This is a genomic window from Geodermatophilus sp. SYSU D01106 (genome assembly GCF_054049995.1).
Genome location: NZ_JBJGYM010000010.1, coordinates 65,132 through 91,922 on the forward strand (window position 1 = coordinate 65,132; position 26,791 = coordinate 91,922).

At 76.4% G+C, this 26,791-nt stretch carries 32 protein-coding genes and 1 tRNA gene; 17 read left to right on the plus strand and 16 right to left on the minus strand.

What is annotated here, in order from left to right:
- The first annotated feature begins 9 nt into the window (after window positions 1-9).
- From ACI78R_RS12560 to ACI78R_RS12570, 3 genes are read left to right on the plus strand one after another with little or no spacing between them, the layout of a single operon-like run.
- Entirely contained in the window at window positions 10-1,371 is a 1,362-nt protein-coding gene (locus ACI78R_RS12560) for an SLC13 family permease (protein WP_457040959.1), read from the plus strand.
- A gap of 16 nt (window positions 1,372-1,387) precedes the next feature.
- Window positions 1,388-2,578 (plus strand): CaiB/BaiF CoA transferase family protein, encoded by a 1,191-nt coding sequence (locus tag ACI78R_RS12565; protein ID WP_457040960.1) that lies wholly within the window; start codon window positions 1,388-1,390, stop codon window positions 2,576-2,578.
- The gene (locus tag ACI78R_RS12570) at window positions 2,575-4,092 is read left to right on the plus strand and encodes a carboxyl transferase domain-containing protein (RefSeq protein WP_457040961.1); all 1,518 of its coding nucleotides are present in this window, start codon (window positions 2,575-2,577) and stop codon (window positions 4,090-4,092) included. The genes ACI78R_RS12565 and ACI78R_RS12570 overlap by 4 nt, the downstream gene beginning before the upstream one ends.
- Window positions 4,093-4,202: 110 nt before the next feature.
- On the opposite strand, the gene ACI78R_RS12575 is transcribed toward ACI78R_RS12570, so the two are convergent.
- Both ACI78R_RS12575 and ACI78R_RS12580 read right to left on the minus strand, forming a co-directional pair.
- Window positions 4,203-4,604, minus strand: a complete 402-nt coding sequence (locus tag ACI78R_RS12575; protein WP_457040962.1) for a VOC family protein — start codon at window positions 4,602-4,604, stop codon at window positions 4,203-4,205.
- 9 nt (window positions 4,605-4,613) lie between these two features.
- Complete coding sequence (locus ACI78R_RS12580) at window positions 4,614-5,696, minus strand: LLM class flavin-dependent oxidoreductase (RefSeq protein ID WP_457040963.1); 1,083 nt, start codon at window positions 5,694-5,696, stop codon at window positions 4,614-4,616.
- 245 nt (window positions 5,697-5,941) lie between these two features.
- Between ACI78R_RS12580 and ACI78R_RS12585 the strand changes: the two genes are divergently transcribed.
- Entirely contained in the window at window positions 5,942-7,243 is a 1,302-nt protein-coding gene (locus ACI78R_RS12585) for an aminotransferase class I/II-fold pyridoxal phosphate-dependent enzyme (RefSeq protein WP_457040964.1), read from the plus strand.
- 11 nt (window positions 7,244-7,254) lie between these two features.
- On the opposite strand, the gene ACI78R_RS12590 is transcribed toward ACI78R_RS12585, so the two are convergent.
- Window positions 7,255-7,935, minus strand: a complete 681-nt coding sequence (locus tag ACI78R_RS12590; RefSeq protein ID WP_457040965.1) for a maleylpyruvate isomerase family mycothiol-dependent enzyme — start codon at window positions 7,933-7,935, stop codon at window positions 7,255-7,257.
- Window positions 7,932-8,411 (minus strand): SRPBCC family protein, encoded by a 480-nt coding sequence (locus tag ACI78R_RS12595; protein ID WP_457040966.1) that lies wholly within the window; start codon window positions 8,409-8,411, stop codon window positions 7,932-7,934. The genes ACI78R_RS12590 and ACI78R_RS12595 overlap by 4 nt, the downstream gene beginning before the upstream one ends.
- A gap of 76 nt (window positions 8,412-8,487) precedes the next feature.
- Here ACI78R_RS12595 and ACI78R_RS12600 point away from each other — a divergent pair, with 76 nt between their 5' ends.
- Window positions 8,488-8,895, plus strand: a complete 408-nt coding sequence (locus ACI78R_RS12600; RefSeq protein WP_073419508.1) for a YkvA family protein — start codon at window positions 8,488-8,490, stop codon at window positions 8,893-8,895.
- Here ACI78R_RS12600 and ACI78R_RS12605 read toward each other — a convergent pair.
- The gene (locus tag ACI78R_RS12605; protein ID WP_073418550.1) at window positions 8,892-9,470 is read right to left on the minus strand and encodes an MBL fold metallo-hydrolase; all 579 of its coding nucleotides are present in this window, start codon (window positions 9,468-9,470) and stop codon (window positions 8,892-8,894) included. The genes ACI78R_RS12600 and ACI78R_RS12605 overlap by 4 nt on opposite strands.
- 154 nt (window positions 9,471-9,624) lie before the next feature.
- Between ACI78R_RS12605 and ACI78R_RS12610 the strand changes: the two genes are divergently transcribed.
- From ACI78R_RS12610 to mscL, 3 genes are all read left to right on the plus strand, one after another.
- Window positions 9,625-9,963, plus strand: a complete 339-nt coding sequence (locus ACI78R_RS12610) for an FmdB family zinc ribbon protein (RefSeq protein ID WP_457040967.1) — start codon at window positions 9,625-9,627, stop codon at window positions 9,961-9,963.
- An 84-nt stretch (window positions 9,964-10,047) separates the two neighbouring features.
- Entirely contained in the window at window positions 10,048-10,647 is a 600-nt protein-coding gene (gene cpaB / locus ACI78R_RS12615; RefSeq protein WP_457040968.1) for a Flp pilus assembly protein CpaB, read from the plus strand.
- Window positions 10,648-10,660: 13 nt separating this feature from the next.
- Window positions 10,661-11,086, plus strand: a complete 426-nt coding sequence (gene mscL / locus ACI78R_RS12620; protein WP_457040969.1) for a large conductance mechanosensitive channel protein MscL — start codon at window positions 10,661-10,663, stop codon at window positions 11,084-11,086.
- On the opposite strand, the gene ACI78R_RS12625 is transcribed toward mscL, so the two are convergent.
- Complete coding sequence (locus ACI78R_RS12625; protein ID WP_457040970.1) at window positions 11,083-11,781, minus strand: YbaK/EbsC family protein; 699 nt, start codon at window positions 11,779-11,781, stop codon at window positions 11,083-11,085. The genes mscL and ACI78R_RS12625 overlap by 4 nt on opposite strands.
- Before the next feature lie 90 nt (window positions 11,782-11,871).
- Here ACI78R_RS12625 and ACI78R_RS12630 point away from each other — a divergent pair, with 90 nt between their 5' ends.
- Both ACI78R_RS12630 and ACI78R_RS12635 read left to right on the plus strand, forming a co-directional pair.
- Entirely contained in the window at window positions 11,872-12,234 is a 363-nt protein-coding gene (locus tag ACI78R_RS12630; protein ID WP_457040971.1) for a VOC family protein, read from the plus strand.
- Entirely contained in the window at window positions 12,231-12,650 is a 420-nt protein-coding gene (locus tag ACI78R_RS12635) for a PaaI family thioesterase (RefSeq protein ID WP_457040972.1), read from the plus strand. Before ACI78R_RS12630 ends, ACI78R_RS12635 begins: the two co-directional genes overlap by 4 nt.
- 30 nt (window positions 12,651-12,680) lie before the next feature.
- On the opposite strand, the gene ACI78R_RS12640 is transcribed toward ACI78R_RS12635, so the two are convergent.
- The 5 genes from ACI78R_RS12640 to ACI78R_RS12660 are packed head-to-tail and all read right to left on the minus strand — an operon-like array spanning window position 12,681 to window position 15,684.
- A complete protein-coding gene (locus tag ACI78R_RS12640; RefSeq protein ID WP_457040973.1) occupies window positions 12,681-13,643 on the minus strand; it encodes an MSMEG_6728 family protein in 963 nt (320 codons plus the stop codon).
- Between the two features lie 31 nt (window positions 13,644-13,674).
- Entirely contained in the window at window positions 13,675-13,974 is a 300-nt protein-coding gene (locus tag ACI78R_RS12645; RefSeq protein WP_457040974.1) for a biopolymer transporter Tol, read from the minus strand.
- The gene (locus ACI78R_RS12650; RefSeq protein ID WP_457040975.1) at window positions 13,971-14,825 is read right to left on the minus strand and encodes an NAD-dependent protein deacetylase; all 855 of its coding nucleotides are present in this window, start codon (window positions 14,823-14,825) and stop codon (window positions 13,971-13,973) included. Before ACI78R_RS12650 ends, ACI78R_RS12645 begins: the two co-directional genes overlap by 4 nt.
- Before the next feature lie 40 nt (window positions 14,826-14,865).
- The gene (locus tag ACI78R_RS12655; RefSeq protein WP_073418522.1) at window positions 14,866-15,312 is read right to left on the minus strand and encodes an SRPBCC family protein; all 447 of its coding nucleotides are present in this window, start codon (window positions 15,310-15,312) and stop codon (window positions 14,866-14,868) included.
- A 45-nt stretch (window positions 15,313-15,357) separates the two neighbouring features.
- On the minus strand, window positions 15,358-15,684 hold the full coding sequence (locus tag ACI78R_RS12660; protein WP_139252798.1) for a hypothetical protein: 327 nt from the start codon (window positions 15,682-15,684) through the stop codon (window positions 15,358-15,360).
- 91 nt (window positions 15,685-15,775) lie between these two features.
- Between ACI78R_RS12660 and ACI78R_RS12665 the strand changes: the two genes are divergently transcribed.
- Window positions 15,776-15,851 (plus strand) — tRNA-Arg (locus ACI78R_RS12665).
- Between the two features lie 5 nt (window positions 15,852-15,856).
- On the opposite strand, the gene ACI78R_RS12670 is transcribed toward ACI78R_RS12665, so the two are convergent.
- On the minus strand, window positions 15,857-16,588 hold the full coding sequence (locus tag ACI78R_RS12670) for a hypothetical protein (RefSeq protein WP_457040976.1): 732 nt from the start codon (window positions 16,586-16,588) through the stop codon (window positions 15,857-15,859).
- A gap of 466 nt (window positions 16,589-17,054) precedes the next feature.
- Here ACI78R_RS12670 and ACI78R_RS12675 point away from each other — a divergent pair, with 466 nt between their 5' ends.
- Entirely contained in the window at window positions 17,055-17,771 is a 717-nt protein-coding gene (locus ACI78R_RS12675) for a phosphatase PAP2 family protein (RefSeq protein ID WP_457040977.1), read from the plus strand.
- A 30-nt stretch (window positions 17,772-17,801) separates the two neighbouring features.
- Here ACI78R_RS12675 and codB read toward each other — a convergent pair whose 3' ends face one another.
- Window positions 17,802-19,121 carry a cytosine permease gene (gene codB / locus ACI78R_RS12680; RefSeq protein ID WP_457040978.1) on the minus strand — a complete coding sequence of 440 codons (1,320 nt, stop codon included), beginning with the start codon at window positions 19,119-19,121 and terminating at the stop codon, window positions 17,802-17,804.
- Complete coding sequence (locus ACI78R_RS12685) at window positions 19,118-19,615, minus strand: nucleoside deaminase (RefSeq protein ID WP_083628222.1); 498 nt, start codon at window positions 19,613-19,615, stop codon at window positions 19,118-19,120. The genes codB and ACI78R_RS12685 overlap by 4 nt, the downstream gene beginning before the upstream one ends.
- 130 nt (window positions 19,616-19,745) lie before the next feature.
- Between ACI78R_RS12685 and ACI78R_RS12690 the strand changes: the two genes are divergently transcribed.
- Window positions 19,746-21,290, plus strand: coding sequence for a PucR family transcriptional regulator ligand-binding domain-containing protein (locus ACI78R_RS12690; RefSeq protein ID WP_457040979.1), 1,545 nt, complete (start codon window positions 19,746-19,748; stop codon window positions 21,288-21,290).
- Window positions 21,291-21,318: 28 nt separating this feature from the next.
- Window positions 21,319-21,615, plus strand: coding sequence for a hypothetical protein (locus tag ACI78R_RS12695; protein WP_457040980.1), 297 nt, complete (start codon window positions 21,319-21,321; stop codon window positions 21,613-21,615).
- A gap of 37 nt (window positions 21,616-21,652) precedes the next feature.
- Here ACI78R_RS12695 and ACI78R_RS12700 read toward each other — a convergent pair whose 3' ends face one another.
- Window positions 21,653-23,290, minus strand: a complete 1,638-nt coding sequence (locus tag ACI78R_RS12700) for an alpha/beta hydrolase (RefSeq protein WP_457040981.1) — start codon at window positions 23,288-23,290, stop codon at window positions 21,653-21,655.
- A gap of 499 nt (window positions 23,291-23,789) precedes the next feature.
- Between ACI78R_RS12700 and ACI78R_RS12705 the strand changes: the two genes are divergently transcribed.
- From ACI78R_RS12705 to ACI78R_RS12715, 3 genes are read left to right on the plus strand one after another with little or no spacing between them, the layout of a single operon-like run.
- Window positions 23,790-24,110, plus strand: a complete 321-nt coding sequence (locus ACI78R_RS12705) for a GNAT family N-acetyltransferase (protein WP_073418500.1) — start codon at window positions 23,790-23,792, stop codon at window positions 24,108-24,110.
- A gap of 48 nt (window positions 24,111-24,158) precedes the next feature.
- Complete coding sequence (locus ACI78R_RS12710; protein WP_457040982.1) at window positions 24,159-25,532, plus strand: cryptochrome/photolyase family protein; 1,374 nt, start codon at window positions 24,159-24,161, stop codon at window positions 25,530-25,532.
- Window positions 25,525-26,334, plus strand: coding sequence for an Fpg/Nei family DNA glycosylase (locus tag ACI78R_RS12715; protein WP_457040983.1), 810 nt, complete (start codon window positions 25,525-25,527; stop codon window positions 26,332-26,334). The genes ACI78R_RS12710 and ACI78R_RS12715 overlap by 8 nt, the downstream gene beginning before the upstream one ends.
- 96 nt (window positions 26,335-26,430) lie before the next feature.
- Here ACI78R_RS12715 and ACI78R_RS12720 read toward each other — a convergent pair whose 3' ends face one another.
- Complete coding sequence (locus ACI78R_RS12720) at window positions 26,431-26,739, minus strand: putative quinol monooxygenase (RefSeq protein WP_073418493.1); 309 nt, start codon at window positions 26,737-26,739, stop codon at window positions 26,431-26,433.
- Window positions 26,740-26,791 lie beyond the last annotated feature (52 nt).

The window sequence follows — 26,791 nt, forward strand, 5'->3', positions numbered from 1 at the left end:
GCCCCGCCCGTGTCACCGGAGATCGTCACGATCCTGGCGCTGGTCGCCATCTTCGCGATCGCCTCGTTCCTGCCGATCAACATGGGCGCCCTCGCCTTCGTCGCCGCCTTCCTCGTGGGGACGCTGTCGGTCGGGCTCTCCACCGACGACATCCTCGGCGGCTTCCCGGCCGAGCTGGTGGTCACGCTCATCGGCGTCACCTACCTGTTCGCCATCGCGCAGAACAACGGCACCGTCGACCTGCTGGTGCGCGGGGCGGTGCGGCTGGTCGGCGGGTACGTCGCGGCGATCCCGTGGGTGATGTTCGCCGTCACCGCGCTGCTCACCGCGATCGGCGCCCTCTCCCCCGCCGCGGTGGCGATCATCGCGCCGATCGCGCTGGGGTTCGCCGCCCGCTACGACATCAACCCGCTGCTGATGGGGATGATGGTCGTCCACGGCGCCCAGGGCGGCGGGTTCTCCCCGATCAGCGTCTACGGCGTGACGGTGAACCAGATCGTCGAGGACGAGGGGCTCACCTCCAGCCCGGTCACGGTCTTCCTCGGCAGCCTGTTCTTCAACATCGCGATCGGCGTCGTGCTGTTCCTCGTCCTCGGCGGCCGCGGCCTCATCGGCCGGCGGGTCTCGGCCGAGGTCCCCGCGCACGCCGGGCACGCCGAGGAGCCGGCGGTGACCGGCCACGGCGCCCCGCCCGGACCGGCCGTCGGTCCCGACTCCCTGCGCGACGGCGACACGGCCGACGGTGCCGCCGACGACGACGCCGCACCGCAGCGGGTCACCTTCGACCAGGTGCTCACCCTCGTCGGGCTGGTCACCGTCGCCGTCCTGGCGCTGGTGTTCGACCTGGACATCGGGTTCGTGTCGATCACCGTGGCGACCGTGCTGGCGCTGTTCGCCGCCGCCCGGCACAAGGGCGCGGTCAGCCAGATCAGCTGGTCGACCGTGCTGCTCATCGCGGGCGTCCTGAGCTTCGTGTTCGTGCTGCAGGAGGCGGGCACGATCGACTACGTCGGCGAGGCCGTCATCGGCCTGGGCGCGCCCCTGCTCATCGCGCTGCTGCTCTGCTACATCGGCGGGGTGGTGTCGGCGTTCGCGTCGTCGACCGCGATCATCGGCGTCGCCATCGCACTGGCGGTGCCGTTCCTGCAGGCCGGGGAGATCGGCGCCGTCGGCGTGGTGGTGGCCCTGTCCGTGTCGTCGACGATCGTCGACGTCAGCCCGTTCTCGACCAACGGCGCGCTCGTGCTCGCCAACGCGCAGAACGTGGACAGGGACCGCTTCTACCGGCAGATGCTCGGCTACGCCGGGATCGTCGTCGCCGCGGGGCCGCTGCTGGCCTGGCTGGTGTTCGTCGTCCCCGGCTGGCTGTGAGACAGGGAGAGGACGCATGACCGGACCGCGCAGTGGACCCCTCGAGGGGATCCTCGTCGTCGACCTGACCCGCGCGCTGGCCGGGCCGCACGCGGGCATGATGCTCGGCGACCTCGGCGCCCGCGTGATCAAGGTGGAGAACCCCGGCAGCGGGGACGACACCCGCGGCTGGGGGCCGCCGTTCGTGCAGCCGGAGGGCGCGGCGCGGGAGTCGACGTACTTCCTGTCGACCAACCGGAACAAGGAGTCGGTCACCCTCGACCTCAAGGACGACGCCGACAAGGAGCTGCTGCGCGAGCTCGTGCGCCGGGCCGATGTGCTCCTGGAGAACTTCCGCCCCGGCACGCTGGCCCGCCTCGGCTTCGGCACCGACGTCCTCGCCGAGCTCAACCCGCGGCTGGTCACGCTCTCCATCAGCGGCTTCGGCCACGACGGCCCCGAGGGCAGCCGCGCCGGCTACGACCAGATCGCCCAGGGCGAGGCGGGGCTCATGTCGCTGACCGGCCCCGGCCCCGACGACCCGCAGCGGGTGGGTGTGCCGATCGGCGACCTGCTCGCCGGCATGTACGGCGCCTACGGCGTGCTCGCCGCCCTCCACGAGCGCCAGCGGACCGGCCGCGGCCAGGTGGTGCGCACGTCCCTGCTCGCCGCGATCGTCGGCGTGCACGCCTTCCAGGGCACGGCGTGGACGGTCGGCGGGCAGGTCGGCCGCGCGCAGGGCAACCACCACCCCTCGATCGCCCCCTACGGCCTGTTCCGGTGCAGGGGCGGCAGCGTGCAGCTCTCCTGCGGCTCGGAGGGGCTGTGGCGGCGGCTGTGCGCCGAGTTCGGCCTGGACCCCGAGGCCGACGGCCTGGCCACCAACGGCGAGCGGGTGGGCAACCGGGCGCAGGTCGTCGACCTCCTCGAGCGCGCCTTCGCCGACATCGGCCCCGAGGACCTGCTCGCCCGCCTGGCCGCGGCCGGCGTCCCCGCGGGCAAGGTCCGCTCGATCGACGAGGTCTACGCCTGGGACCAGACGCTGTCCCAGGGCCTGCTGGTCGACGTCGACCACGCCACGCTGGGCCGGCTGCAGCTGCCCGGCCCGCCGCTGCGCTTCTTCGCCCCGGGACCCGACGGCGAGACCGAGACCACCCGCCGCGAGCACGCCGCTCCCCCGGTGCTCGGCGGCTCCGACGCCGAGATCCGCGCCTGGCTGACCTCGTGACGCGTCTGGACGCCCGGACCCTGCGCGACCTCGTCCTCGACCCCGGGTCCTGGACGAGCTGGGACGCCCCGATCGGGGACCGCGACGTCGACCCCGCCTACGCCGAGGAGCTGCGGGCGGCCGCCGAGCGGTCGCGGCAGGACGAGGCCGTCGTCACCGGGGAGGGGTCGCTGCGCGGCCGGCGGGTGGCCGTCGTCGCCGGGGAGTTCGGCTTCCTCGCCGGGTCCATCGGCGTCGCCACCGCCGAGCGGCTCGTCGCGGCCGTCGAGCGGGCCACCGAGGAGGGGCTGCCGCTGCTGGCCGCGCCGGTGTCCGGCGGCACCCGGATGCAGGAGGGCACGGTCGCCTTCCTGCAGATGATCGGCATCACCGCCGCCATCGCCCGGCACAAGGCCGCCGGCCTGCCCTACCTCGTCTACCTGCGCGACCCGACGTTCGGCGGGGTGCTCGCCTCCTGGGGGTCGACCGGGCACGTGACGATCGCCGAGCCCGGCGCCTCGATCGGCTTCCTCGGCCCGCGCGTCTACTCCGCGCTCTACGGCGAGCGGTTCCCGGAGGGCGTGCAGACCGCCGAGCACCTCGCCGAGCGCGGGCTCATCGACGCCGTCGTGCCGCACGAGGACGTCGCGGACCTCGCCGACCGGGCGCTGTCGGTGCTGTCGGCCCGCCGGACCTGGCACCTCGACGTCCGCGACGCCGAGCGGCCCACCCCCGAGGACGGCACCGACGCCTCCGACCCCGAGGACGGGCGCACCGCCTGGGACGTCGTCACCGCCTCCCGCCGCCCCGACCGGCCCGGCGTGCGGCGGCTGCTGCGCACCGCGGCCACCGACGTCGTCGGGCTCTCGGGCACCGGCGCCGGCGAGAAGGACCCCGGCCTGCTGCTCGCGCTGGCCCGCTTCGGCGGCGCCCCCTGCGTGGTGCTCGGGCAGGACCGGCGCGGGCAGTCGATGTCGGCGCCGCTGGGCCCGGCCGCGCTGCGGGAGGCCCGCCGGGGCATGCGGCTGGCCGCCGAGCTGCACCTGCCGCTGGTGACGCTCATCGACACCCCCGGCGCCGCGCTGTCGCGGGAGGCCGAGGAGGGCGGGCTGGCCGCCGAGATCGCCCGGTGCCTGGAGGACCTGGTGACGCTCAAGGCGCCCACGCTCGCCGTCCTGCTCGGGCAGGGCACCGGCGGCGGCGCGCTGGCGCTGGTGCCCGCCGACCGGGTGCTCGCCGCGGCCAACGGCTGGCTGGGGCCGCTGCCGCCGGAGGGCGCCTCCGCGATCGTGCACCGCACCGTCGACCGGGCGCCGGAGATGGCGGCCGGGCAGGGTGTGCGGGCCACCGACCTGTGGCGCGCCGGGATCGTCGACCGCGTGGTGCCCGAGCGGCCCGACGCCGCCGACGAGCCGGTGGAGTTCTGCCGGCGGCTCGGGCGGGTGCTCGGCGAGGAGCTGGCCGGGCTGCTGGGCCGCGAGGACGCCGAGCGCACCCGCAGCCGCCTGCACCGCTACCGCCACCTCGGCCGCTGACGGCCCGCGCACGATCAGCCGGCCTGGTCGTGCCGCGTCCTGGCTCACCGCCGACCGTGCGCCAGGACGCGCTGCGGTGAGCCAGGACGCGCCCCGGTGAGCCGGGACGGCTACCAGGCGACGCCGGGCGCATAGGTGCCGAAGCTCCACTCCTGGCCGCCGGGGTCGAGCAGCCGCGCCCGCCGGGTGCCCCACTCGGTGTCCTCCGGGGCGAACACGGCGGTCCCGCCGGCGGTGAGGCCGCGCGCGTAGCGGTCGTCGACGTCGGCGGGGTCGTCGAGCACCAGGTAGAGCCCCGACCCCGTGGACCGGCCGACCAGCGGCGGGTGCACGTACGCGGCGTCGTCGCTCGCGACCATCAGGACGACGTCGTCGCAGCGGACCTCCGCGTGCGCCACGGTGCCGTCGTCCGCGTCGGACCGGCGGACGACGGTGAAGCCGATCGCCGTCATCCACTCGAGGGCGGCCGGGGCGTCGCGGTAGCTCAGGTAGGCGGCCAGTCGCGCTCCCATGGCCGGACGCTAGGCCGCGGTGACCTCCGGGACCAGCCCCCAGGCGCCCGCGACGAGCTCGAGGCTGCGCACCCGCTCCGCGACGCCGTGGGTGGACGCCGAGAGCATCAGCTCGTCGGCGCCGGTGGCCGTGGCGAGCTCGCGCAGCTGCGCGGCCACCTGCCCCGGGTCACCGACGACGGCGTTGCTCGGCATCGCCTCGGCGGCCGCGCGCTCGGGGTCGGTCCGCGCCTCCTCCAGGCTGGGCACCGGGCGCAGCCGGTTGGTGCGGATGGCCAGGCGCATGAGCTGCCCGGGCAGGGCGAGCCGGCGCGCGTCCTCCTCGGTGTCGGCGGCGAGCACGTTCGCCGTCACCACCGTGTACGGGCGCTCCAGCGCGGGCGAGGGCCGGAACGACTCCCGGTACAGCTCGACGGCGGCCTGCACGTTCGGCCCGCCGAAGTGGTGGGCGAAGGCGAACGGCAGCCCCAGCGCACCCGCGAGCTGCGCGGAGAAGCCGCTGGAGCCCAGGAGCACGACCGCCGGCGACGACGTCGGGGCGGGCGTGGCGGTGAAGCGCTCGGCCAGCCCGCCCTCGACCCGCCGGTCGCCGAGCAGGCCGAGGAGGTCGAGCAGGTGCTGCGGGAAGTCCTCCGCGCCGAGGGCGGCCGGGTCGCGGCGCAGCGCGATCGCGGTGTGCGCGTCGGTGCCGGGGGCGCGGCCGATGCCGAGGTCGATCCGGCCCGGGTGCAGCGCCTCCAGCAGCGCGAACTGCTCGGCGACGACGAGCGGCGCGTGGTTGGGCAGCATGACCCCGCCCGAGCCGACCCGGATCCGCGCGGTCGCGGCAGCCAGGTGCGCGATGAGCACCGGCGGGTTGGTGCTGGCGACCGCCGGCATGTTGTGGTGCTCGGCCACCCAGATGCGGGTGTAGCCGAGCCGGTCGGCGGCCTGCGCGACCCGCGTGGTGGCGGCCAGGGCGTCGGCGGTGGACTGCCCCGAGCCGACGGTGGCCAGCTCGAGGACGGACAGCGGCAGGGGCGCGGGCTCGATCATCACCTGCGGCAACGCCCCCGGGACCGGCTCGCCTTCCCGCCCGCCGGTGTCGACCACGTGGCCGGAGGGTGTCCGGGCGGTCACGGGCACGAGCGGCACCGGCGCGTCTCACCCGTACGGACGCGCACCACCCGGTCGAGGTGGTACGCACGGTGAGCAGACGACGACCGGGTGTCACACAACGGGGGCACGAGGGTCACCCGGTCGGACTGTGAGCTGACCCACCGTTGACGGAGAGTCACGGCGCTGGCGAGGGTGTCGCAGCGCCGGACCCTCCGCCGCACATCCCGAACGGAGCCCCCGTGCACCACGCCCCGACCGCCGGACCGCGCACCGGACCGGACACCGGGAGCGGCCGACGCGACGCCTTCGCCCCGCTGCTGCAGGACCCCCTCGCCGCCCTGTTCCGTGAGCACGTCCGGGAGGGCTCCAACACGCACGGCGTGCCGACGGCGGGCGCCCCCGAGCCGGTCACCGTCTACGACGACGGCGTCCCGCGGGTGAACCTGGGCAGCAACAACTACCTCGGCCTGGCCGGCGACGAGCGCGTCGTCGAGGCCGCCGTCGCGGCGGTGCGCCGCTACGGCACCAGCACCTCGGGCAGCCGCGTCCTCAACGGCACCACCCGGCTGCACCTGCAGTTGGAGGAGGAGCTCGCCGACCTCTACGGCGTCGAGGCGGCGGTGCTGACCTCCTCGGGCGTCAACGCCAACGTGGCGCTGCTGTCGACCGCCTGCGCCCCCGGCGACGCGCTGCTCGTCGACGCGCACGCCCACGCCAGCGTGCACGCCGGCGCGGCCGCCAGCCGCGGCACCGTCATCCGGTTCACCCACAACAGCACCGACTCCCTGGCCCGCCGGCTGGCCCGGCTCGACCCGGAGGCCGGCGCGGTGGTCGTCGTCGACGGCGTCTACTCGATGACCGGCGAGACCGCGCCCCTGGCCGCGATCGCCGAGCTGTGCGCGCAGTACGGCGCGCGCCTGGTCGTGGACGAGGCGCACGGCCTGGGCGTGCTGGGCGAGCACGGCCTGGGCGCGGCCGAGGCCACCGGCGCGCTCGACCGGGTCGACGGGATCACCCTCGCGTTCAGCAAGTCGCTGGCCAGCGTGGGCGGCGCGGTGCTCACGTCCCGTGCGGTGGCCGACGGCATCCGGGCCAGCGCCATGCCCTACGTCTTCAGCGCCGCCAACGAGCCCGCCGGCGTCGGCGCCGCGCTCGCCGCGCTGCGGATCCTGCGCGCCGAGCCGGAGCGCCGGACCCGGCTGCAGGAGAACGGCGTCAAGCTGCGGGTGGAGCTGTCGGTGGCCGGCACGCCGCCGCTGCCCGGCAGCGGCGCGGTGATCGCCGTCCCGACCGGCAGCGAGGCCGCCACCGTCGCCGCCTGGCGGGCCGCCTACGAGGCCGGCGTCTACTGCAACGCGGTCGCCTACCCGGCCGTCCCGCGCGGCAAGGGCGTGCTCCGGCTGTCGGTCATGGCCACCCACACCCCCGAGCAGCTGCAGGCCGCGGCCGGCTCGGTGGCGCAGGCGGTGCTCGCCACCCGCGAGTCCACCCGCGAGGCGGCCGGGGACGACCGGCGCCACGGGAGGCTCGCCGTCGCCTGACCGTCAGGGCGTCAGGGCGTCAGGGCTCCGGCGAGCACCTCGGCGGCCGCCCGGCGGTCCCCGCGGACGGCGAGTCGCGGGTCACCGAGCGAGGCGCGCCGCCACAGCAGGCGGGCGAGCGCCAGCTCGGGCCCGGCGACCTCGGCGACCGGCTCGCCGGGCCCGAGCACCCAGGATCCGGACGGCGCGGTGAGCAGCACCGCGCAGCGCGGCGGGGCCACCCGACCCAGCCGCACCTGGCGCGGGTGCATCGTGTCGAGCACCTCGGCGACGCAGTCGGCGGCCACCCGCGGGTCGGCCCCGGCCGGCACGCCGAGGGCGGCGGCGAGGTCGAGGCGGTGCACCAGCGTCTCGTGCACCTGGCGGCGGGTCCACCATCCCGCCGTCACCGGGCCGACGAAGCTCGTACAGGTCCGGCGGGGGTCCGCGAGGGCGGTGCGGAGCTCGGCCGCGGCCGAGGGGTAGTCGGGGGCGTCCTCCGCGAACGGCTCGTCGTCGGGCAGCGGCCCCTCGGGTCCGGTGCGCGCGCAGGCCGCCGCCCAGCGGTGGATGGCGGCGAGGTGGCGGACCAGGTCCTCGACACACCACGGCGCGCAACCCGGCACGGGGAGGCGGGGGTCGGCGCCCCGGGCCAGCGCGGCGAAGCCCTGCTGCTCGGCCGCGAGGGCGGCCGGCAGGTCGAGGGCGCTCACACCGGGACCCCCGCGGCGACCCGGCCCAGGCGCTCGAGGTCGGCGCGCAGGCCGGCGGAGCGGTCGCGGTGCGCGGGCAGGAGCAGGGCGGCCAGGAGCTCCATCGCGACCGGCATGCCGGTGAGGTCGTAGCGCTGGGCGATGCGGGTTCCGGTGGCGGTGGGCTCGAGGACGACCCGCCAGTGCGTGCGGTCGCGGTAGGGCCCGCCCGGCAGGGTCCGCCAGGCCAGCACCCGGCCCTGGTCGACCTCGGTGACCTCGCAGACCCGCGCCCACCGCGACCGGCCCACCCGGTTCTCCCCGCGGAACCGGGCGCCGGGCGCGACGCGCGTGGACCCGGGGAGCCAGGCCGCCCGGACGCACTCGCCGCTCCACTCGCCGATCCGGGTCGGGTCGGCCAGCACCGACCAGACCGCCTCCGGGGCTGCCGCGACCTCGACCTCGACGCCCACGGACGGGGGGATGCGCAGGCTCACCCGGCGGATCCTGCCGGGTGGCCCGCCGTCGTGGGGACCCTCGCCGCGCCGCCGGCGCCCCGCCAGACTGGGCGCCGTGCCGGACTGGGCGTGGACGCTGCTCGGGGTCGGCGCGGGCCTGCTGCTGTGCTGGCTGGTGCTGCTCGCGGCGCTGTGGGCGGCCCGGCCCGACGAGCTGCGGGCGCGCGAGCTGCTGCGGCTGCTGCCCGACGTGCTGCGGCTGGTCCGCCGGCTGGCCGGAGACCGCTCGCTGCCGCGCGGCGTCCGGGTGCGGCTGTGGCTGCTGCTGGGCTACCTCGCGATGCCGGTCGACCTCGTGCCCGACGTCATCCCGGTCATCGGCTGGGCCGACGACGCCGTCGCCGTGGCGCTCGTGCTGCGCTCGGTGGTGCGCCGGGCCGGTCCGGACGCCGTCGCCCGGCACTGGCCCGGCACCGGTGCCGGGCTGGCCGCGCTGCGCCGGGCGACCCGGCTCCCGGGCTAGCGCGGGGTCGAGGTCCCCGGCCGGAAGGGCGCGCCGTGGCCCGGCACGACGAGCGTGGCGAGCTCGAGCACCCGCTCGCGCTGCTGCCGCAGCTGGTCGCGGTCGGGCGCGTAGGGGTCGTCGGCCGGGCCCTCGCCGGTCCACCACAGGTGGGTCAGCGCGACGACGTCGTCCGCGGTGCCGACCAGCGTGGTGACGTCCTGCGGCGTGTGCCCGGGCGTGGCCAGCAGCCGCACCGCCGGGGTGAGCTGCACGCCGTCGGCCGGGCGGCGGGTGAACACGTCGCCCTCGATGACCGACTGGAAGTCGTGCACCGGCACCACCGGGAACAGCGCGATGTTGACCGTGTGGTCGAGGTGGTGGTGGCTGACGACGACGTCCGTGACGTCCTCGGGCGCGACCCCGAGCGCGCGCATCGGCGCCAGCACCAGGTCGCGGTCGGCCACCATCCCCGGGTCGACGACGACCACCCGGCCGGCGTCGCGGACCAGGGTCACCGTGCCGGCGACGTTCGGCAGGCGGGCGTAGCCCTCGACGAGGACGTCGACGCGGGCGGTGCGGGCGAGGTCGGCCATGAGCGCACGCTAGGGCCGCTGACCCGCCGGGGCGACACCACGCGGATCACGTGGACGCCGGGTCGGGACGTGGCGCATCATTGGCAGTCGAGGGCCCCGAGTGCCAGCCGGCGCCGGGCCCACCCGTCCCACGCTCGACCAGGAGTGCCGCACCGTGCCCACGTACCAGTACGTCTGCACCAACCCCGAGGGCAAGCACCAGTTCGAGGTGGTGCAGTCCTTCACCGACGCCGCGGTCGCCGAGTGCCCGACCTGCGGCGCGCCCGTGCGCAAGGTCTACGGCTCGGTCGGCGTGGTGTTCAAGGGCTCCGGCTTCTACCGCACCGACAGCCGCTCGGGCTCCAGCTCCACCGAGCCGGCGAAGGCCTCGGGCTCCAGCGACTCCTCGTCGGGCTCGTCGTCCTCCACGTCGTCGTCGTCGAAGGAGTCCTCCAGCTCCTCCTCGTCGTCGACCTCGTCGTCCTCGGGCGGGAGCAAGGCCGCGGCCTCCTGAGCCGCGCCGTCCACACCCGGACGGCTCCTCCACACCCTCCCGCCGCCCGTCCCGCGGCGGGAGGCACTCACCCAGCCTGGGCCGGTGCCCCGCCTGCGCCGGCCCCGGTCCCCCGTCCTGCTGCTGCGCCGCGTCGTCGCCGGGCTGCTCGTCGCGTCCGCGCTGGTGCTGGCGGTCCGCCCGCCCGAGCAGCCACCCGCCCCTCCGGCGCCGGGCACCCCGGTGGTGACGGCCGCGGCCGACCTCCCCGCCGGGTCGGTGCTGGCCGCCGGGTCCCTGGCGGTCGTCGAGCTGCCGGCCGCCCCGGCGGGGTCGACGGCCGACCCGGCCGCGCTCGCCGGGCGGGTGCTCGCCGCGCCGGTGCGGGCCGGTGAGCCGGTCACCGACGTCCGCCTGGTCGGCCCCGGCCTGACGGCGCTGTTGCCCGCCGGCCAGGTGGCCGCCCCGGTGCGGCTGGCCGACCTCGGGGTCGCCCGCCTCGCCGCCGCCGGCGACCGCGTCGACGTGCTGGCCACCTCCGCCGGGACGCCCTCGGCCGCGACGGTCGCGCGGGGCGCGCTCGTGCTCGCCGCGCCGGACGACGAGGGCCTGCTCGTCCTCGCCGTCGACGAGGACACGGCCGCCACACTCGCCGCTGCCGCCACCACCGCCACGCTGACGTTGAACCTGCCCGCCCCGCCGTGAGGAGATGGGGCCCGTGCTCAAGGGCTTCAAGGACTTCCTGCTGCGCGGCAACGTGGTCGAGCTGGCCGTCGCCGTCGTCATCGGCGCCGCGTTCACCGCCGTCGTCACCGCGTTCACCGACTCGTTCCTCACCCCGCTGATCGGCCTGGTGGCCGGCGGCGGCGAGGTGGGCGGCACCTTCACGGTCAACGGTCAGACGTTCACCTACGGCGCGTTCATCAGCCAGGTGATCACCTTCGTGCTCACCGCGGCGGTCGTCTACTTCGTCGTGGTGCTGCCGCTCAAGAAGGTCGCCGAGCGGCGCAAGCGCGGCGAGGAGGCGGGCCCCGTGGCGCCCACCCAGGTGGAGCTGCTCGCCGAGATCCGCGACCTGCTGCGCGCGCAGCAGGGGGCGGGCCCCGGCGAGCGTCCCGGCGGGCCGGGCTCGACCGCCCTCTAGTCGCTGCCCCAGTGGGGCGGGCGGTCCTCCAGGTAGCGCCGGTCGGCGTCGGCGTCGTCGGGCCGCTCGCCCCAGCCGACGTCGCGGTCGTCGGGCGCCCGCTCGACAGGCCCGGCCGGGGCCGGCTGCGGCTGGTCGGCGACCGGGACGCCGAGACCCTCGAGGACCTCGGCCCCGGGCAGCGCCGCGAGCACCGACCCGGGCAGCGCGAGCTTCGCCCCGCGCGTGCCCGACCCGACGACGACGAGCTCGGCGGCCGCCACGGCTGCGTCGACGAGCACCGGCCACGACGGCGGCAGGCCCACCGGCGTGATGCCGCCGTACGCCATGCCGGACTCGGCGACGGCGACGTCCTGCGGGGCGAAGGACGCCTTGCGCGCGCCGAGGTGCCGGCGGACCAGCCCGTTGACGTCGGCGCGGGTGGTGGCGAGCACCACGCACGCGGCGAGCGCCGTCTGCCCGGCCCGGCGGGTGGCCACCACGACACAGTTCGCCGAGGCCTCCAGCGGGACGCCGTAGGCCTCGGTGAAGGCGGCGGTGTCGGCGAGGTCGTCGTCGACCGGCGCCACCCAGGCGGGGCCGGTCAGCGCGGGCAGCGCGGCGGCCACGGCGTCCCCGAGCAGGTCGGCGCGGGCGGCGGCGGGCTCCCAGGTCAGCGAGCCGAGGGCGGGGGGCTGGTCGGTCGGGGCGGGCACGTCGGCGATCCTCCCCCGTGGCCGGATCCCTGCGCCGGACGGCCCGATCACCGGCGGTGGGGACGGCGCCGACCGGCCAGGATGGGCTCCATGATCGGCTCGCTGCACAGCGTCGTCATCGACGCGCCCGACGCCCACGCGCTCGCCACCTTCTACGCCGACCTGCTCGGGATGGAGGTGAGCAAGGGCTCCCCCGGCGACGACTGGGTGGTGGTCACCGGGCAGGGGCACCGGCTGGCCTTCCAGCAGGCGCCGGACCTCGTGCCGCCGGACTGGCCCGACCCGGGGCGGCCGCAGCAGTTCCACCTCGACGTCTTCGTGCGCGACATCGACGAGGCCGAGCCGCGGGCCCTCGCGCTCGGCGCCCGGAAGCTGCCCGGCGGCGGGGGCGACTTCCGCGTCTACGCCGACCCGGTGGGCCACCCGTTCTGCCTCGTGTGGGACGCCGCGTGAGCGCGGAGCTGCCCGGCGTCGACCGGTCCTCGACCAGCGCCTTCGTGGCGGCCACCGGCTTCGACGTCGCCGAGGCCACCGGCACCCGGGTCACCGGCACCGTCGAGCTCGGGCCCGACCAGCACACGCCGTGGGGCGTCGTGCACGGTGGCGTCTACTGCGCGGTGATCGAGTCGGCGGCCTCGATCGGGGCCAGCGTCGCCGTCGCCGACCGCGGCCAGTTCGCGGTCGGGGTCAACAACAGCACCGACTTCCTGCGGCCGGTCACCGCCGGGCGGCTCGACGTCGTCGCGGAGCCCGTCCAGCAGGGCCGCACCCTGCAGCTGTGGCTCGTGCAGCTCACCCGCGCCGAGGACGGCAAGCTCGTCGCCCGCGGCCAGGTGCGGCTGCAGAACGTGCCGCTGCCCGGGGCCTGACGGGGCGGGGGGCGCCGCCCGGCGCCCCCCTCAGACCAGCGGCAGCGCGGGCTCCCGGTAGGTGGTGCCGGCCAGCGACGGCGGCAGCACGTCGGGGTCGATCACCACGGAGAACAGCGCGCGCGGGTCCTGCAGCGTGGCCGGCGGGCGGGCGGCCGCCCGGGGCACCACGTGGTCCCAGCGGGCCGGGCGGCGGTGCGGCAGCAGCTCGCGGCCGTCGAAGAGGTAGTCGCCGAGCACCTCGCCCAGCAGCAGGCCGGCACCGTGCTCGATGGGCAGCGCCACGGGGTCGCCGGGGCGGATCTCGTCGAGGAAGGTCGACAGCTGGCGCAGGTCCTTGCTCGGCCGCCGCCCGGACAGCTCCTTGGCCAGCGCCCGCAGCTCGACCGGGGACAGCCCGGTGGCGTCGACGTCGACCCCCGACTGGGTGCCCAGCCCGACGACGCCGGCGGCCAGGCAGGCACCGAGCTCGTTGTGTGCCCGCGGCCGCACGACCCACACCCGGGTGCCCTCCGGCTCGGGCGCCGGCGGGACGTCGTCGTGCCCGGGCCACAGGTAGGGCAGGTCGTCGGGCTCGACGCCGAACAGCGGCTCGAACAGGGGCCGGTAGAAGTCCGGGTCCTTGGCGAGCAGGTTCGACCGGTGCGAGCGGTGCACCGCCTCGTCGCCGACCCAGGAGGGCAGCAGGCCGGCGCGGGCCAGCTCGTCCTGGGAGGCGTGCTCGACGTCGGGGGCGAACTCGGCGATCAGCGTGTGCGTGCTGTCGGCGAACCCGCGTTCACGCCACACCTGGACCATCGCGAGGCCGTAGACGACCAGCGCCGCCGTCCGCCCGCGCCACATGTGCACGACCGGGTGGGAGGTCCAGCCGTAGTCGGGCAGCTCCAGGGCGCGCAGCACCTGCAGCGTCTCCACGCGCTGCTTGCCCAGCCGCGGCGAGTCCAGCAGCCGCGCGCTCTCCACGAAGTCGGCCACCGGCAGGAAGGTCTGCATCGCGGGGCTTCCTGCCCGGCGACGCGGGCGGTCAACCGCCGAGCGCGTCCAGCGCCGCCTCCCAGCGGGCGCGGCGGGCGTCGTCGTCCTGGTCCCACCAGGCGGGGCCCCGCTCCCCCAGCCCGGTCTTGGCCAGCTGCACCCGGTCGCGGGCGGCCCGGACGGCCTCCGGGTCGCCGGCCGTGCGCACCGCCGAGCGGGCGGCGCCGAGGTGGGACAGCAGCCGGGCGCGGACGTCGTCGGGCAGCGACGGGTCGGCCTTCCGCCACCGCCGCCCGTCGACGACGATCCAGCGCCCGTCGGCGGTGTGCTCGACCTCCCGGGGGGTCACGCGCCGCAGCGGCGGGCGAGCTCGGGCAGCACCGTGCCGAGCGGGGCGTCCACCTTCACGTCGACCTTGGCGTCGCCGCGGGTCGGGCCCAGGTTGACCGCGCCCACCGGGATGCCGAGCTCGGCGGCGCGCAGCACGAACCGGTAGCCGCTCATGACGGTGAGGGACGACCCGAGGACGAGCAGGGCGCCGGAGTCCTCGAGCATCCGGAAGCAGGTGTCGACGCGGTCGCGCGGCACCGTCTCCCCGAAGAAGACGACGTCGGGCTTGAGGGGCCCGGACCCGCAGGCGCGGCAGTCGACCATCACGAAGCCGTCGAGCACCTCGTCGGGCAGCTCGGCGTCGCCGTCGGGGTTCACCTCGTCGGCGCGCGGGCCGAACGCCGGGTTGGCCGCGCGCAGCCGGCGGTGCAGCTCGGCGCGCGGGGCGACGTCGCCGCAGGACAGGCACACGGTGCGGTCGAGGCCGCCGTGCAGCTCGACGACGTCGCGGGCGCCGGCGGCCTGGTGCAGCCCGTCGACGTTCTGGGTGACGACGCCGCCGAGCAGGCCGGCCCGCTGCAGCCGCGCGACGGCGGAGTGCCCGGCGTTCGGGCGGGCGGCGGCCATCTGCGGCCAGCCGACGTAGCTGCGCGCCCAGTAGCGGTGTCGCCCGCGCGGGTCGCGCCGGAAGGTCTGCCAGGTCATCGGCGTGTGCCGGCGCAGCGAGCCGGTGGCGCCGCGGTAGTCGGGGATGCCGGAGTCGGTGGACAGGCCGGCGCCGGAGAGGACGAGGACGTCGCCGTCGGCGACCAGGCCGGTGAGCTCGTCGAGGGCCGCCGGGGTCTCGACGGCGGGGAGGGCGGCGGTCACCGGCCCATCGTCCTCCGCGCGCGCTCCCCGCGCCGCGACGTCAGGAGGAGGCGACGAGCTCCCGCTCGATGCGGGTGAGCAGGTCGTCGTAGACGCGGCGCAGCCCCTTCGGCGCGAAGGTGCGCTCGAAGAAGCCGCCGACGCCGCCCGCGCCGTCCCAGGTGGTGCGCACCCGCACGGTGCTGCCGTCGCCGGCGGCGGGCAGGACCGTCCAGGTGGTGACCATCGACGAGCGGGTGTCGCGCTCGACCAGGGTGCCCTCGGGCTCGCTGACCTCGACGTCCTGCTCGCGCACGCGCTTGCTGGTGGCGGCGAACCGCCAGTGCACGCGGGTGCCCGCGCCCTGCCCGCCGGCCTCGACGCGGTAGTCGCTGAACTGCTCGGGCAGCGCGCGGGAGCGGGCGCCGGTGTAGTCGGCGAGGGCCGCGCGGACCCGGTCGACGGGCGCTCGGACGACGCGTTCGGCGGTGGCCACGACCTGTCCCATGCGGCCATCCTCCCCGGCCCGCCGGCCGGCCGCGCCGCAGGGGGCTCAGCCGGCGGACTCCTCCGCGTCGAGGTAGCGGCAGCGGAACCGGGCGCCGGCCATCGCCTCGGTGAAGCGGGTCTCCCAGGCGGGGTCGTCGGCGGGGAAGGTCGTGAACACGCGCTCCTCCAGGACGACGGGCTCGCCGTCCGGCCCCGGGCGGGAGCGCCGCAGGAGCACCCGGGTGACGCCGTCGACCTCGTCGTGCGCCGGACCCCAGGTCGCGCGGGGCGGCGCGAGGGCCGGCCGCCCCGCCGTCCAGACGCCCAGCCGGGACAGCAGCAGGCCGAGCAGGACCAGCAGCACCACGATCTCGACCACCGCGAGCACCACGACCCGACGGTAGGCCCCGGGGACGCTGCGCGGGACCCCGCGCACTCCCCCGGTAGCCTCGGTCCGCCCCGGGTCGGCCCCGCGCCGACGAGCCCCCGTAGCTCAGGGGATAGAGCATCGGTTTCCTAAACCGTGTGTCGCAGGTTCGAATCCTGCCGGGGGCACCAGCACCTCAGCCCAGGTGCCGCGCGAGGAAGCGGTCGACGTCGTCCGCCTCGAACGCCGGGACGCCGGTGTGCCCGCCGGTGTTCGCGTGCAGCGTCTTCTCCCGCGAGCCGAGCGCGTCGAACAGGTCGAGGGCCGCCTGCCGGTCGTTGCCCTCGTCGTCCCACTGCAGCAGCACCAGCAGCGGGACCGTCACCCGCCGGGCCTCCTCCAGGACCGCCCGGGGGACGTGGCTGCCGGCGAAGAGCACGGCGGCCGCGACGCGCGGGTCGACCGCCGCCAGCCGGACGCCGATCGAGACGATGCCGCCCGAGATCCCGACCGGGCCGCCGAGCCCGGGCAGCGCGAGCAGCTCGTCGAGGGCGGCGCGCCACTCCGGCACCGCCGCCTCCACCAGCGGCAGGACCAGCCGGTCGACGATCCCGTCGTCGACCGGCCGTCCGGCCGCCAGGGCCCGGTGCAGGTCGGCGCGGGCCGCCTCGGCGGCGGCCGAGGGCGGCCGCTCCCCGGCGCCGGGGAGCTCGAGCGCGGCCGCGGCGTACCCGGCCGCGAGGCAGTGCCGGGCCCGGGCCAGCAGGCGCGGGTACATCCGCGCGAGCCCGCCGGGGTGGCCGAGCAGCACCAGCGGGGCCGGTGCGGGGGCGGGCGGGGGCGTCCAGAGGACGCCGGGGACCCCGCCGAGGGTGGACCGGCGCTCGAGCGCGCCGTCGTCGATCCGGTGTTCCGAGGTGGTCTGCACGGTCGTGCCCTCCCGGAGTGCGGACGGCGCTCCCGGGCGGCCTACCGCCCGGCCGTGTCCCCGCGGGGGAGCACCCACGTCTGCCTGTCCACGGGTCCTCCCTCCGCTGCGTCCGGCACGGCGGGGGCGACCGTAGCCCGGCCGGGCCGGCGCGGCGACGGGGTTCCCGCCGTCCTCGGACGCGGCACCGGTTGCCCCGCCGCGCGCCCGGGTACCGCTGGCGCGGACACGTGTCCCGGCCCGCCGCGCGGACGCCGGCCCGTTCCCGCGCGCGGGGCCACCGCCCCGCCTCCCACGACGCGCCCGAGCAGAGGGCACGCGCCATGCCGCACCGACCCCGGCAGGCGCCGTCCCGACCTGATCGGAGCCTGCCCGTGCCCTCTCCCCCGCCGCCGGGCGACGCCGGCACGGACGCCTGACCAGGACCGTCCGGGCGCCGGGGAGCGCGGCGACCGCCCTCGCCCGGGTGCCCGCGGCCCGGGCCGGCGGACCGCTCGCGCGCCCCCGGCCGCGCCGGCACGCCGTCGTCGCGCTCGTCGGGCTGCTCGCCGTCCTCTACGCCGGCCTGACGGCGGCGGTGGTCCTCGGCGACCACCTGCCCGACCTGGACACCGCCGTCCTCCGCTGGCGGCCGGCCGCGCGCTGGCCCGCGCTGGAGCCGCTCGTCGACGCGTGGGTCCTGCTCGGCCAGCGGGCGATCTGCCTGGCCATCGCCGTGGCCGCGCTGCTGCCGAGGACGCTGCGGGACCGGGATCTGCGCCCCCTGCTCGTCCTCGGCCTCGCGACCCTGCTGGTGAACGTCACCGTCGGGTCGGTGAAGCACCTGCTCGGCCGGCTGGGGCCGCTGCAGCTGGGGCACGGGGCGCTGGCTCCCGGCGGCAGCGAGGTGTTCACCGACGGGACGATCTTCCCGTCGGGACACACCGCCAACGCCGTCGTCACCTGGGGCGTGCTGGCGTTCCTGGCGCGGCGGGGCCGCCGCTGGGCCGCCGGGCTGGCGGTCCTGCTGGCGGTCACGGTCGGGCTGACCACGGTCTACCTCGGCACCCACTGGGTCTCCGACGTGCTGGCCGGCTGGGTGGCGGGCGGCCTCGTGCTGCTCGTCGTCCACCTGTGCCGGCCGGCCCTCGACCGGGCCCCGCGGTGGCCCCGCGGGGCCGGCCGCCGTGCCGCACCGCGGTGACCCCGCCCCCGGCACCCGCGGGCCGCCGTCCTACCCCCGCGCGCCGGCCCCGGCCCGGTCGGCGGGCGACGTCCGGGCGAGCGCCATCGACAGGGCCACCGCGACGACGATGCCGATCACCGGCGGGATGCCGACGCCCAGCTCGCCGCTGAGCCAGGCGAGGAACGCGGCCACCGCGTAGGCGGCGAGGTTCGGCCAGCGCAGCGCCGGGGGCACGTGGCCCTCGGGGATGCCCCAGCGCCACCGGGCGAGGAAGTCGCCGATGATGACGCCGCCCAGCGGCGGGATGAACGTGCCGAGCAGGACCAGGTAGTCGACCAGGTGGTCCTCGACGCCGGCCAGCGCCAGCGCGGTGGCGATCACCGACCCGCCGACGACGAACGGCGCCTTCCTCGGCCGGTCGAACAGCTCGGCGCCGGCCACCCCGAAGGCGTAGGCGGTGTCGGCGTTGCTCTTCCAGAGGTTGCCGAACAGCAGCACCAGGCCCCAGCCGACCAGGCCCAGCTGGTAGAGGACGAGCACGAAGTCGCCCTCGCCGAAGGTCAGCGCCCCGACCGCGCCGAAGAACACCATCAGCCCGTTGCCGACGAGGAAGCCGATGACGCAGGCCCACACGGCGTGCGAGCCCGTCCGGGCGAACCGGGTCCAGTTCGGCGCCTGCGTGCCGGCCGAGACGAACGTGCCGACGACGGTGGTCACCGCGACGGCGATCGCCATCGACGTCGTCGGCTCGATGCCGGCCAGGCCGCCCCACCCGCCGACCTCCTGCAGCGAGCGCGCCAGCACCCAGAACGCGAGGACCAGGATCAGCGGCGTCGACACCAGCGACACCCAGTACATGCCCCTGTAGCCCCAGTACGCGGTGGCGCACATCAGCGCGCTGGTCGCCACCATCACCGCGGCGCGGGCGCCGTAGGACTCCCAGCCGAAGGCCTCGGCGGTCAGGTCGCCGATGGTGCCGACGACCACGCCGTACCAGCCGATCTGCGTGCCGCCGAGCAGGATCGAGGCGAGCTTCGCGCCGCGTGAGCCGAGCGTGTACCGGGCCATGACGACGGTGGTCAGGCCGGTGCGCGCGCCGATCCAGCCCATGACCGCGACGTAGGCCCCGAGCACGAGCGACCCGATGGCGATGACGAGCAGCAGGTCGCCGAAGGAGAACGCCGGGCCCAGGGCCGCCCCGGCGAGCATCGTCGGGGTGAAGACCGTGAACCCGAGCAGGACGACGGCGACGGAGAAGAACGACTTGCGGGCGTGCGCCGGGACCGGGGTGACCGGGTAGTCGGGGTCGACGACGGCGGCCTCGTCGGCGCCGGTCACGCGCCCGTCGGTGCGCGGTGCGCTGCTCACGCCTCCTCGCCGATGTCCTCGTTCCAGATCTCCGGGCGCTCGGAGACCATGCGGCGCATCAGCTCGACGCACTCGGCGTCGTCGAGGACGGTGAGCTCCACGCCGTGCGAGCGCAGCAGCTCCTCCGACGCCTGGAAGGTGCGGTTCTCCCCGATGACGATGCGGGGGATCTCGTAGAGCAGCGCGGTGCCGGCGCACATGAAGCAGGGCGAGAGCGTCGTGTAGAGCACGCTGCTGCGGTAGACCGACGCGGGCTGCCGGCCGGCGTTGTCGATGCAGTCGGTCTCCCCGTGCCGGATGGGGCTGCCCATCTGCACCCGGCGGTTGCGGCCGACGGCGAGCACCCGGCCGCCGGAGACCAGCGCGGCGCCGATCGGCACGCCGCCCTCCTCCCAGCCGATGCGGGCCTGCTCGATCGCGAGGCCGAGGTGGAAGCGGTCGAGCTCCTCCGGGGACAGGCCGGGGGGTGCGCTGGGCAGGGGCACGGTGGTCACGGGCTCTCCTCGGGACGTCGTCGTGACCTCGCAGCGAAGTCGCAGCGCGCCCGCGGGACAAGGGACACGGCGTGCGGCCGAGGCGGCCGATCGCTTGACACGGTGTCCGCCGCCCGGCCACGGTCCGCGGGTGCTGCCGACCGTGGCCGAGGTGCTCGAGCTGCCCGCCGTCCGCGCCGCTGCGCCCGAGGTGCTGGCCGGTGACCCGCACGCCGCCGTCGTCCGCTGGGTGCACTCCTCGGAGGTCTACGAGATGGCCGGCCTGCTGGCCGGCGGAGAGCTGCTGCTCACCACCGGCCTCGGGCTGCACGGCCGCTCGGCGCAGCAGGTCACCGACTACGCCGAGCAGCTCGCCGACGCCGGCTGCACCGCCCTCGCGCTGGAGGTCGGGCGCTCCTTCGCCGCCGTCCCGGCGGAGCTGGTGGAGACGGCGCGGCGCCGCGGGATGGTGCTGCTCGCGCTGCGCGAGGTCGTGCCGTTCGTGCGGATGGTCGAGGACTTCCACGAGCTGCTGCTGCGCCGGAAGCTGTCCTGGCGGCGCGCCGGGGAGCCGGTCTGGCAGGAGCTGCTCGGCCTGGTGGTGTCCGGGCAGGGGCTGGCCGCCCTGCTGCACGCCACGTCCCGCCTGGCCGACTGCCCGGTGGAGCTCCTCGACGTCGACGGCCGGGTGGTCGAGCGCAGCAGCCCGCACGGGCTGGACGACTCGGCGGAGCGCTGCGGGGCCGAGGTCCGCGGCCCGCACGGGCCGGTGGGCCGCCTGGTGCTGCACGGCCGGGCGACGCCGCGCCGGAGCGGGGTCGCCGAGCGCGCGGCGGTGGCGGTCGCCCTCGAGCTCGGCCGCCACCCCGACCCGGGCTCCCGCCCGTCGCTGGCCCAGGCGGTGGTCACCGACCTGGTCGCCGGGGTGCTGGTGTCGGCCGGCGACCTGCGCGACCGCCTGGCCGCCGCCGGCTGGCCGCACCCCGCGGGCACGCCGCTGCTGGTTGCCGCCGTGGAGCTCGACCGGCGCACCCCGGCGAGCGAGGCGGTGCCCGCGGTGCGCGAGGCGGCCGAGGCCGTCCTGGGCCGCTGCCTGGCCGGGGCCGCCGGCAGCAGCGTCGTCGTCCTCGGCCGGGGCTGGCCGCGGTCGGCGCAGCGGCGTCAGCGAGAGGCCGCCGAGCGGATGCGGGCCCTGCTGTGCGCGGGCACGCCGGACCCCGCCGTCCGGACCGTGGCGGTCGCCGACCCCGTCGCCGACCTCGCGGCCGTGCCCGACGCGGTGGCCGAGGCCCGCGAGCTCGTCGCCATGACCCGCCGCATCGGCGGCCGGCACCCGGTCGTGCTGGCCCAGGACCTCGCCGTCCACCGGCTGCTGGCGGGCAGCGTCGACGGCGCCGCGCTGGCCGCGTTCGTGACCGCCCAGCTCGGGCCGCTGCTCGACCACGACGCCGCCCACGGCACGGACCTGCTGCGCACCCTCGACGCCCACGTGGCCACCGGCATGAGCAAGACGCGGACGGCGGAGGTGCTGGGGATCCGCCGGCAGACGCTGTACGCGCGGCTGCAGCGCATCGAGCGCCTGCTCGGGGCGCCGGTGGACGAGCCCGGCCAGCGCACGCGGCTGGGCACGGCGCTGTCCGCCTGGCGGGTGCGCACCGGGCTGGATCCGCAGACGGTGCCCGGCCGGCCGCACTGACCACCCGTCCGGGGGTAGGGACGGCGGCATGGCACTGCGCAACGCGGCCGTGGCCGCCGGCGGCCAGTGGGTCGACCCCGACGACGGCGTCCGGTACCCCTCCGGTGAGGTGCACGCCTGGGACCCCGGGCGCAACGAGACGGTGTGCGGGCTGTCGCTGTCGCGCTCCCGGCTGACCCGCTTCCCGCACGTGACCTGGGCCGACGTCCAGCCCGAGTCGGGCCGGCACGCCGAGGAGGTGCAGGAGGTCTGCCGCCGCTGCCGCGCCGGGCTCGGCGGCCGCCGGGACGAGCGCCGCTGGATCCGCACGAACCCACGCCCCTGACCGCCGCCTGTCAGCCGGCGGCCAGGGGCGGGAGGTGTCAGCGCTCTCGAGCGAGCAGCGCCCGGGTGATCGGCCGCTCCGTCAGGACGCCGGTCCCCTGCGCCTCGGCCGGCTCCTCGGGCGCGAGGAACGGCACCTCCTGCGAGCACTCCGCGCCTGGCTCGGGGAGCGTGAGCTCGATCAGGTAGGCCTCGGTCCTCGCGTCGATGCACGCGGAGTTGCCGCCGTAGGCGGTGTGGCCGTCCCCCTCCATCGTGAGCAGACGGGCGTTGCCGAGCTGCGCCGTCAGCGCGATGGCGCTCTGGTACGGGGTCGCCGGATCATAGGTCGTGCCGATCACCAGCACCGTCGGGGAGGACCCGGGCACCGTGAACGGCCCCCGGTAGACGTCCTCGTCACGCGCCGGCCACAACGCATACGGGATCTCGGCGTACCCGCTGTTGAACCAGAAGTGGGGGAAGGCCTCCCAGGACTCCGCGCCCTGCTCGAGATAGGTCGTGACGTCGGTGCTGTACGCCTGCTCGGCCGCGCCGATGGTGAAGTACCGATCGGTCGCCGGATCGAAGGTGCCGTCCTCGAGCCGGCCGTAGAAGACCTCGTCGACCAGCTGGCGGACGAGCGTGGCATCGCCGGCGGCCGCCTGCGCGAGGGCCTGCGCGAGGATGCCCCACAGCTGCTTGGCGTAGAGCAGGGACAACGTCGCCGCGCGGATGTCGTCACCCGTCACCGGCCGCGGGTCGGGTGTGTAGCCCGGGGCCGGGATCGGCGTCCCCTCGGCTGTCTGGATCAGGTTGTCGAAGGCGAGGTAGGGGTCAGCGCCACCGAATCCGGAGCACGCCACCTGGTCGAGCGCGCACGCCTCGGTGAACCGGGTGAGGGCGATCTCGAACGCAGCGGTCTGCGCGACCAGGTGGGAGGTCGGGTCGTCGATGTAGGCCTCCGCGTTGACCGCCCCGTCGAGCACCAGGGCCCGGTAGCGGCCGGGGAACAGCGCCGCGTAGGTGGACCCGAGGAACGTGCCGTAGGAGAAGCCCAGGTAGGTGAGTCGATCGTCACCGACGGCGGCGCGCAGCGCGTCCATGTCGCGGGCGACGTTGGCCGTGGAGACGTGGGCCAGCACCTCTCCGTTGTTGGCCAGGCAGGCGTCGACGTAGGACTGCGACTTGGTGACGTAGGCCGGCACGTCGATGTCCAGCGGAGTGGGGAACGGCATCGAGTAGACGCCCTGCCGCTCCTGGTCGGCGCGGCAGTCGATGGACGGAGTGCTCTGCCCGACCCCGCGCGGGTCGAAGGCGACGATGTCGAACCGCTCGTTCAGCGTGGCGAAGAAGCCGGCCCCAGCAGACTGCAGGTAGTCGACGGCCGGCCCGCCCGGGCCGCCGAAGTTGAAGAACAACGAGCCGATCCGGCGCTCGGGGTCGGTGGCCGGGACCTTGGCGACGGCGATGCCGACCCGCTCCCCACCGGGCTCGTCGTAGTCCAGGGGCAGGTCGGCGACAGCGCACTGCACGGCGGCCTCGACCGCCTCTGGAGTCAGCCCGCAAGCCTCCCAGGACAGCAGGGGCTCGGACTGCACCCCGGCCGGGACCACCTCCTCTGCCGAGGCAGCAACCGTCCCGCTCCCGACCACGAGCGCGACGAGCACGCCCACCACCGTTCCCGAGTCCCGTCTCATCCCCGCCTCCACCGTTCCTGTGAGTTCCCTGTGACTGGGGGAGCAGCGAACCGCCGTGCGGGGTCGAGGGCCACCACCAGGAACGAACCGGTCCGCCTCGCTCGGGCCGCGCCCTCGCGTCGCCGCACTGCGTGACGGTTGTCACACGATCGAGTGAGCGGCGCGGGTGCGGTACGTGCGGGTCCTCGCATGAGGAGGTGTCCCGTGGTCCGCGGTGTTGGACCCGGTGTTCGCGCCGCCCGGAGGAGCGGCGGTCGCCGCCCGTGGGAGACCCCCTCGACGCCTCGCAGGCCCTGGCGACGCCGGACCGTGCGGCTGGTCCCGATCCGCCGGTCGCTGAATCCGCCCTGTCGCTCCGGTCCGGCGATTCCCTACCGCGACGCGCCGGGGGGACACCCCGTCGAGGGGAAACACCCGGAGCTGCGAGGCGTTACCGTTCCAGATGCACGACGTGACCCCGGCAACGGCGCCGGGGCGAGGCGGAGGTGGCAACGCAGCGATGGAGACCACGGTGGTCGACGTCCCCGAGAAGGGGCGGTTCGAGGTGCGGGTCGGCGAGCGGGTCGTCGGACTGGCCAGCTACCACGTCGAGGACGGCACGATGGCCCTGCCGCACACGGAGGTCGACCCGAGCATGGGCGGCCGCGGCATCGGCACGGTCCTGGTGAGCGGCGTGCTCGACGCCGCCCGCGAGCGCGGGCTGCACGTCCTCCCCTACTGCTCCTTCGTCCGCCACTACATCCAGCAGCACCCGGAGACGCTGGACCTGGTGGCCGACGACGACAAGCCGCACTTCGGCCTGGCCACCGCCGACACCTGACCGGCCGCTGGCCTGCGGCGTCGCGCCCGGCCACCTAGCCTGGCGGAGGTGCCCACCGCGCTCCTCTGGTTCCGCCGAGACCTCCGGCTGAGCGACCACCCGGCCCTCGTCGCCGCGGTCGAGGCCGCCGGCGCGGACGGCGCCGTCGTGCCCGTCTTCGTCGTCGACCCGCGGCTGTGGGAGCCGTCGGGCCGGCCGCGCCGGCAGTTCCTCCGGGACTGCCTCGCCGACCTGCGCGAGCAGACCGGCGGGGCGCTGGTCGTCCGGTCCGGCGACCCGGCGCGGGTGGTGCCCGACCTGGTCCGCGAGACCGGGGCGGAGAGCGTGCACGTGTCCTTCGACGCCGGCGTGTACGGCCGCGCCCGCGACACCGCCGTCGAGCGGGCGCTCGGCGACGTCCCGCTCGTGCGCACCGGCTCGCCCTACGGCGTCACGCCCGGGCGGCTGACGAAGAACGACGGCACGCCGTTCAAGGTCTACTCGCCGTTCGCCCGGGCCTGGCGGGCCCGCGGCATCCACTCCCCCGCGCCCCGGCCCGACGCCATCCCGTGGGCCGAGGGCCTCCGCTCGGAGGACCTGCCGCCCGCCCAGGACCTCGACGGCACGCAGCTGCCGCCGGCGGGCGAGGCGGCGGCGCACGACGCCTGGGCGCTGTTCCGCGAGCAGCGGCTCGCCGGGTACGCCGACACCCGCAACCTGCCCGGCACCGCGGGCACCAGCCGGCTGTCGCCGCACCTGAAGTACGGCACCCTGCACCCGCGCACGCTGGTCGCCGAGGCCGAGCCGCTGGCCGAGGACCACGGCGAGGCGGTGGAGCGCTTCGTGGGCGAGCTGATCTGGCGCGACTTCTACGCCGACGTCCTGTGGCACCGGCCCGACACCGCGCACGCGGCGTTCAACCCGGACATGCAGCGGATGCGCTACGACACCGGCCCGGTCGCCGACGAGCACTTCGCCGCCTGGGCGGAGGGCCGCACCGGCTACCCGATCGTCGACGCCGGGATGCGGCAGCTGCACGGCGAGGCCTGGGTGCACAACCGGGTCCGCATGATCGTCGCGTCGTTCCTCACCAAGGACCTGCACGTCGACTGGTGGCGCGGGGCGGTCTACTTCCACGACCACCTCGTCGACGGCGACATCGCCAGCAACCACCACGGCTGGCAGTGGGTCGCGGGCACCGGCACCGACCCCTCGCCGTACTACCGGGTGTTCAACCCGACCCGGCAGGGCCAGCAGTTCGACCCCGACGGCACCTACGTGCGGCGCTGGGTGCCCGAGCTGCGGGACGTCCCCGACCGGTACGTGCACGAGCCGTGGACCATGCCCGGCGGCCCGCCGGACGGCTACCCGGCGCCGATCGTCGACCACGCGGAGGAGCGCCAGGTGGCGCTGGCCCGCTACCAGGCGGTGCGCGATGCCTGAGGGCCACACCCTGTACCGGCTGGCGAGGGAGCAGTCGGAGCTGTTCGCCGGCCGGCCGGTGCACGTGACCAGCCCGCAGGGGCGCTTCGCCGCGGGCGCCGCACTGCTCGACGGCCGCGTCGTCGAGGAGGTCACCAGCTACGGCAAGCACCTGTTCGCCGACTTCGGCGGCGACGTGCTGCACGTGCACCTGGGCCTCTACGGCACCTACACGACCGGCGTCGGCGACCCGCCTGCCCCACGCGGCGCGCTGCGCATGCGCTGGGTGGCCGACGGGCCGAAGGGCGAGGGCGTGTGGACCGACCTGCGCGGCGCGACCGCGTGCGACGTCCTCACCCAGCCCGAGGTGGACGCCATCCTCGACCGGCTCGGCCCCGACCCGCTGCGCACCCGGCGCGGCGGGCCCCTGTCCTACGCGAAGGTCGGCCGCAGCCGGACGGCGGTCGGCGCGCTGCTCATGGACCAGGCGGTGCTGGCCGGCGTCGGCAACGTCTACCGCGCCGAGATCCTCTTCCGGCACCGCATCTCGCCGTTCCGGCCGGGCCGCGACGTGGGCGCGCAGGAGTGGCAGGCGCTGTGGGACGACCTGGTGGTGCTCCTGCGCGCCGGCGTCCGGATGGGCCGCATCGTCACCACCCAGCCGGCCGACCGCTCCCGCCGCTCGGGCGCGGTGCGCCGGGAGGACGCGCACTACGTCTACCGGCGCACCGGCCTGCCGTGCCGGATCTGCGGCACCGAGGTGCGGACCGAGGAGATGGTCGGCCGCAACCTCTACTGGTGCCCCGTCTGCCAGGCCGTCTGAGGGAGCCCTGGCGTCGCCCGGTCGTCGGCGACCGGGGTCACCCGCCGGCGGATGCCCCGGCAGGTGACCACTCGACGCGAGCGGCGGCGGCTCGGGTCAGAGGGCGCCCTTGGCGGGGTCGCCGGCGGGGACGGCGGTGAGCACCGTGACGGCCGGCGGCTCGGTGAGCTTGCCGTCGAGGCGCTTCGAGAGGTCGGTGAGCGCCTCGGCCTTGCCGTGCGTGGCGAGCGCCTCGGGGCTCTCCCACTGCTCCACCATCACCAGCTGCCCGCGGCCCTCGTGCAGGGCGTAGCGCTCGCAGCCGGGCTCCTCGTGCACCCGCGGCACCGTCTCGAGCACCGCCTGGCGGACCTCGTCGGCGTGCTCGGGCTTCGGGCTGATGGTGGCGACGACGACGACGGACACGGGCGGTCCCCTCTGCTCTGGTCGGTGGGCTCGCCGGGACGGTGATCTGGCG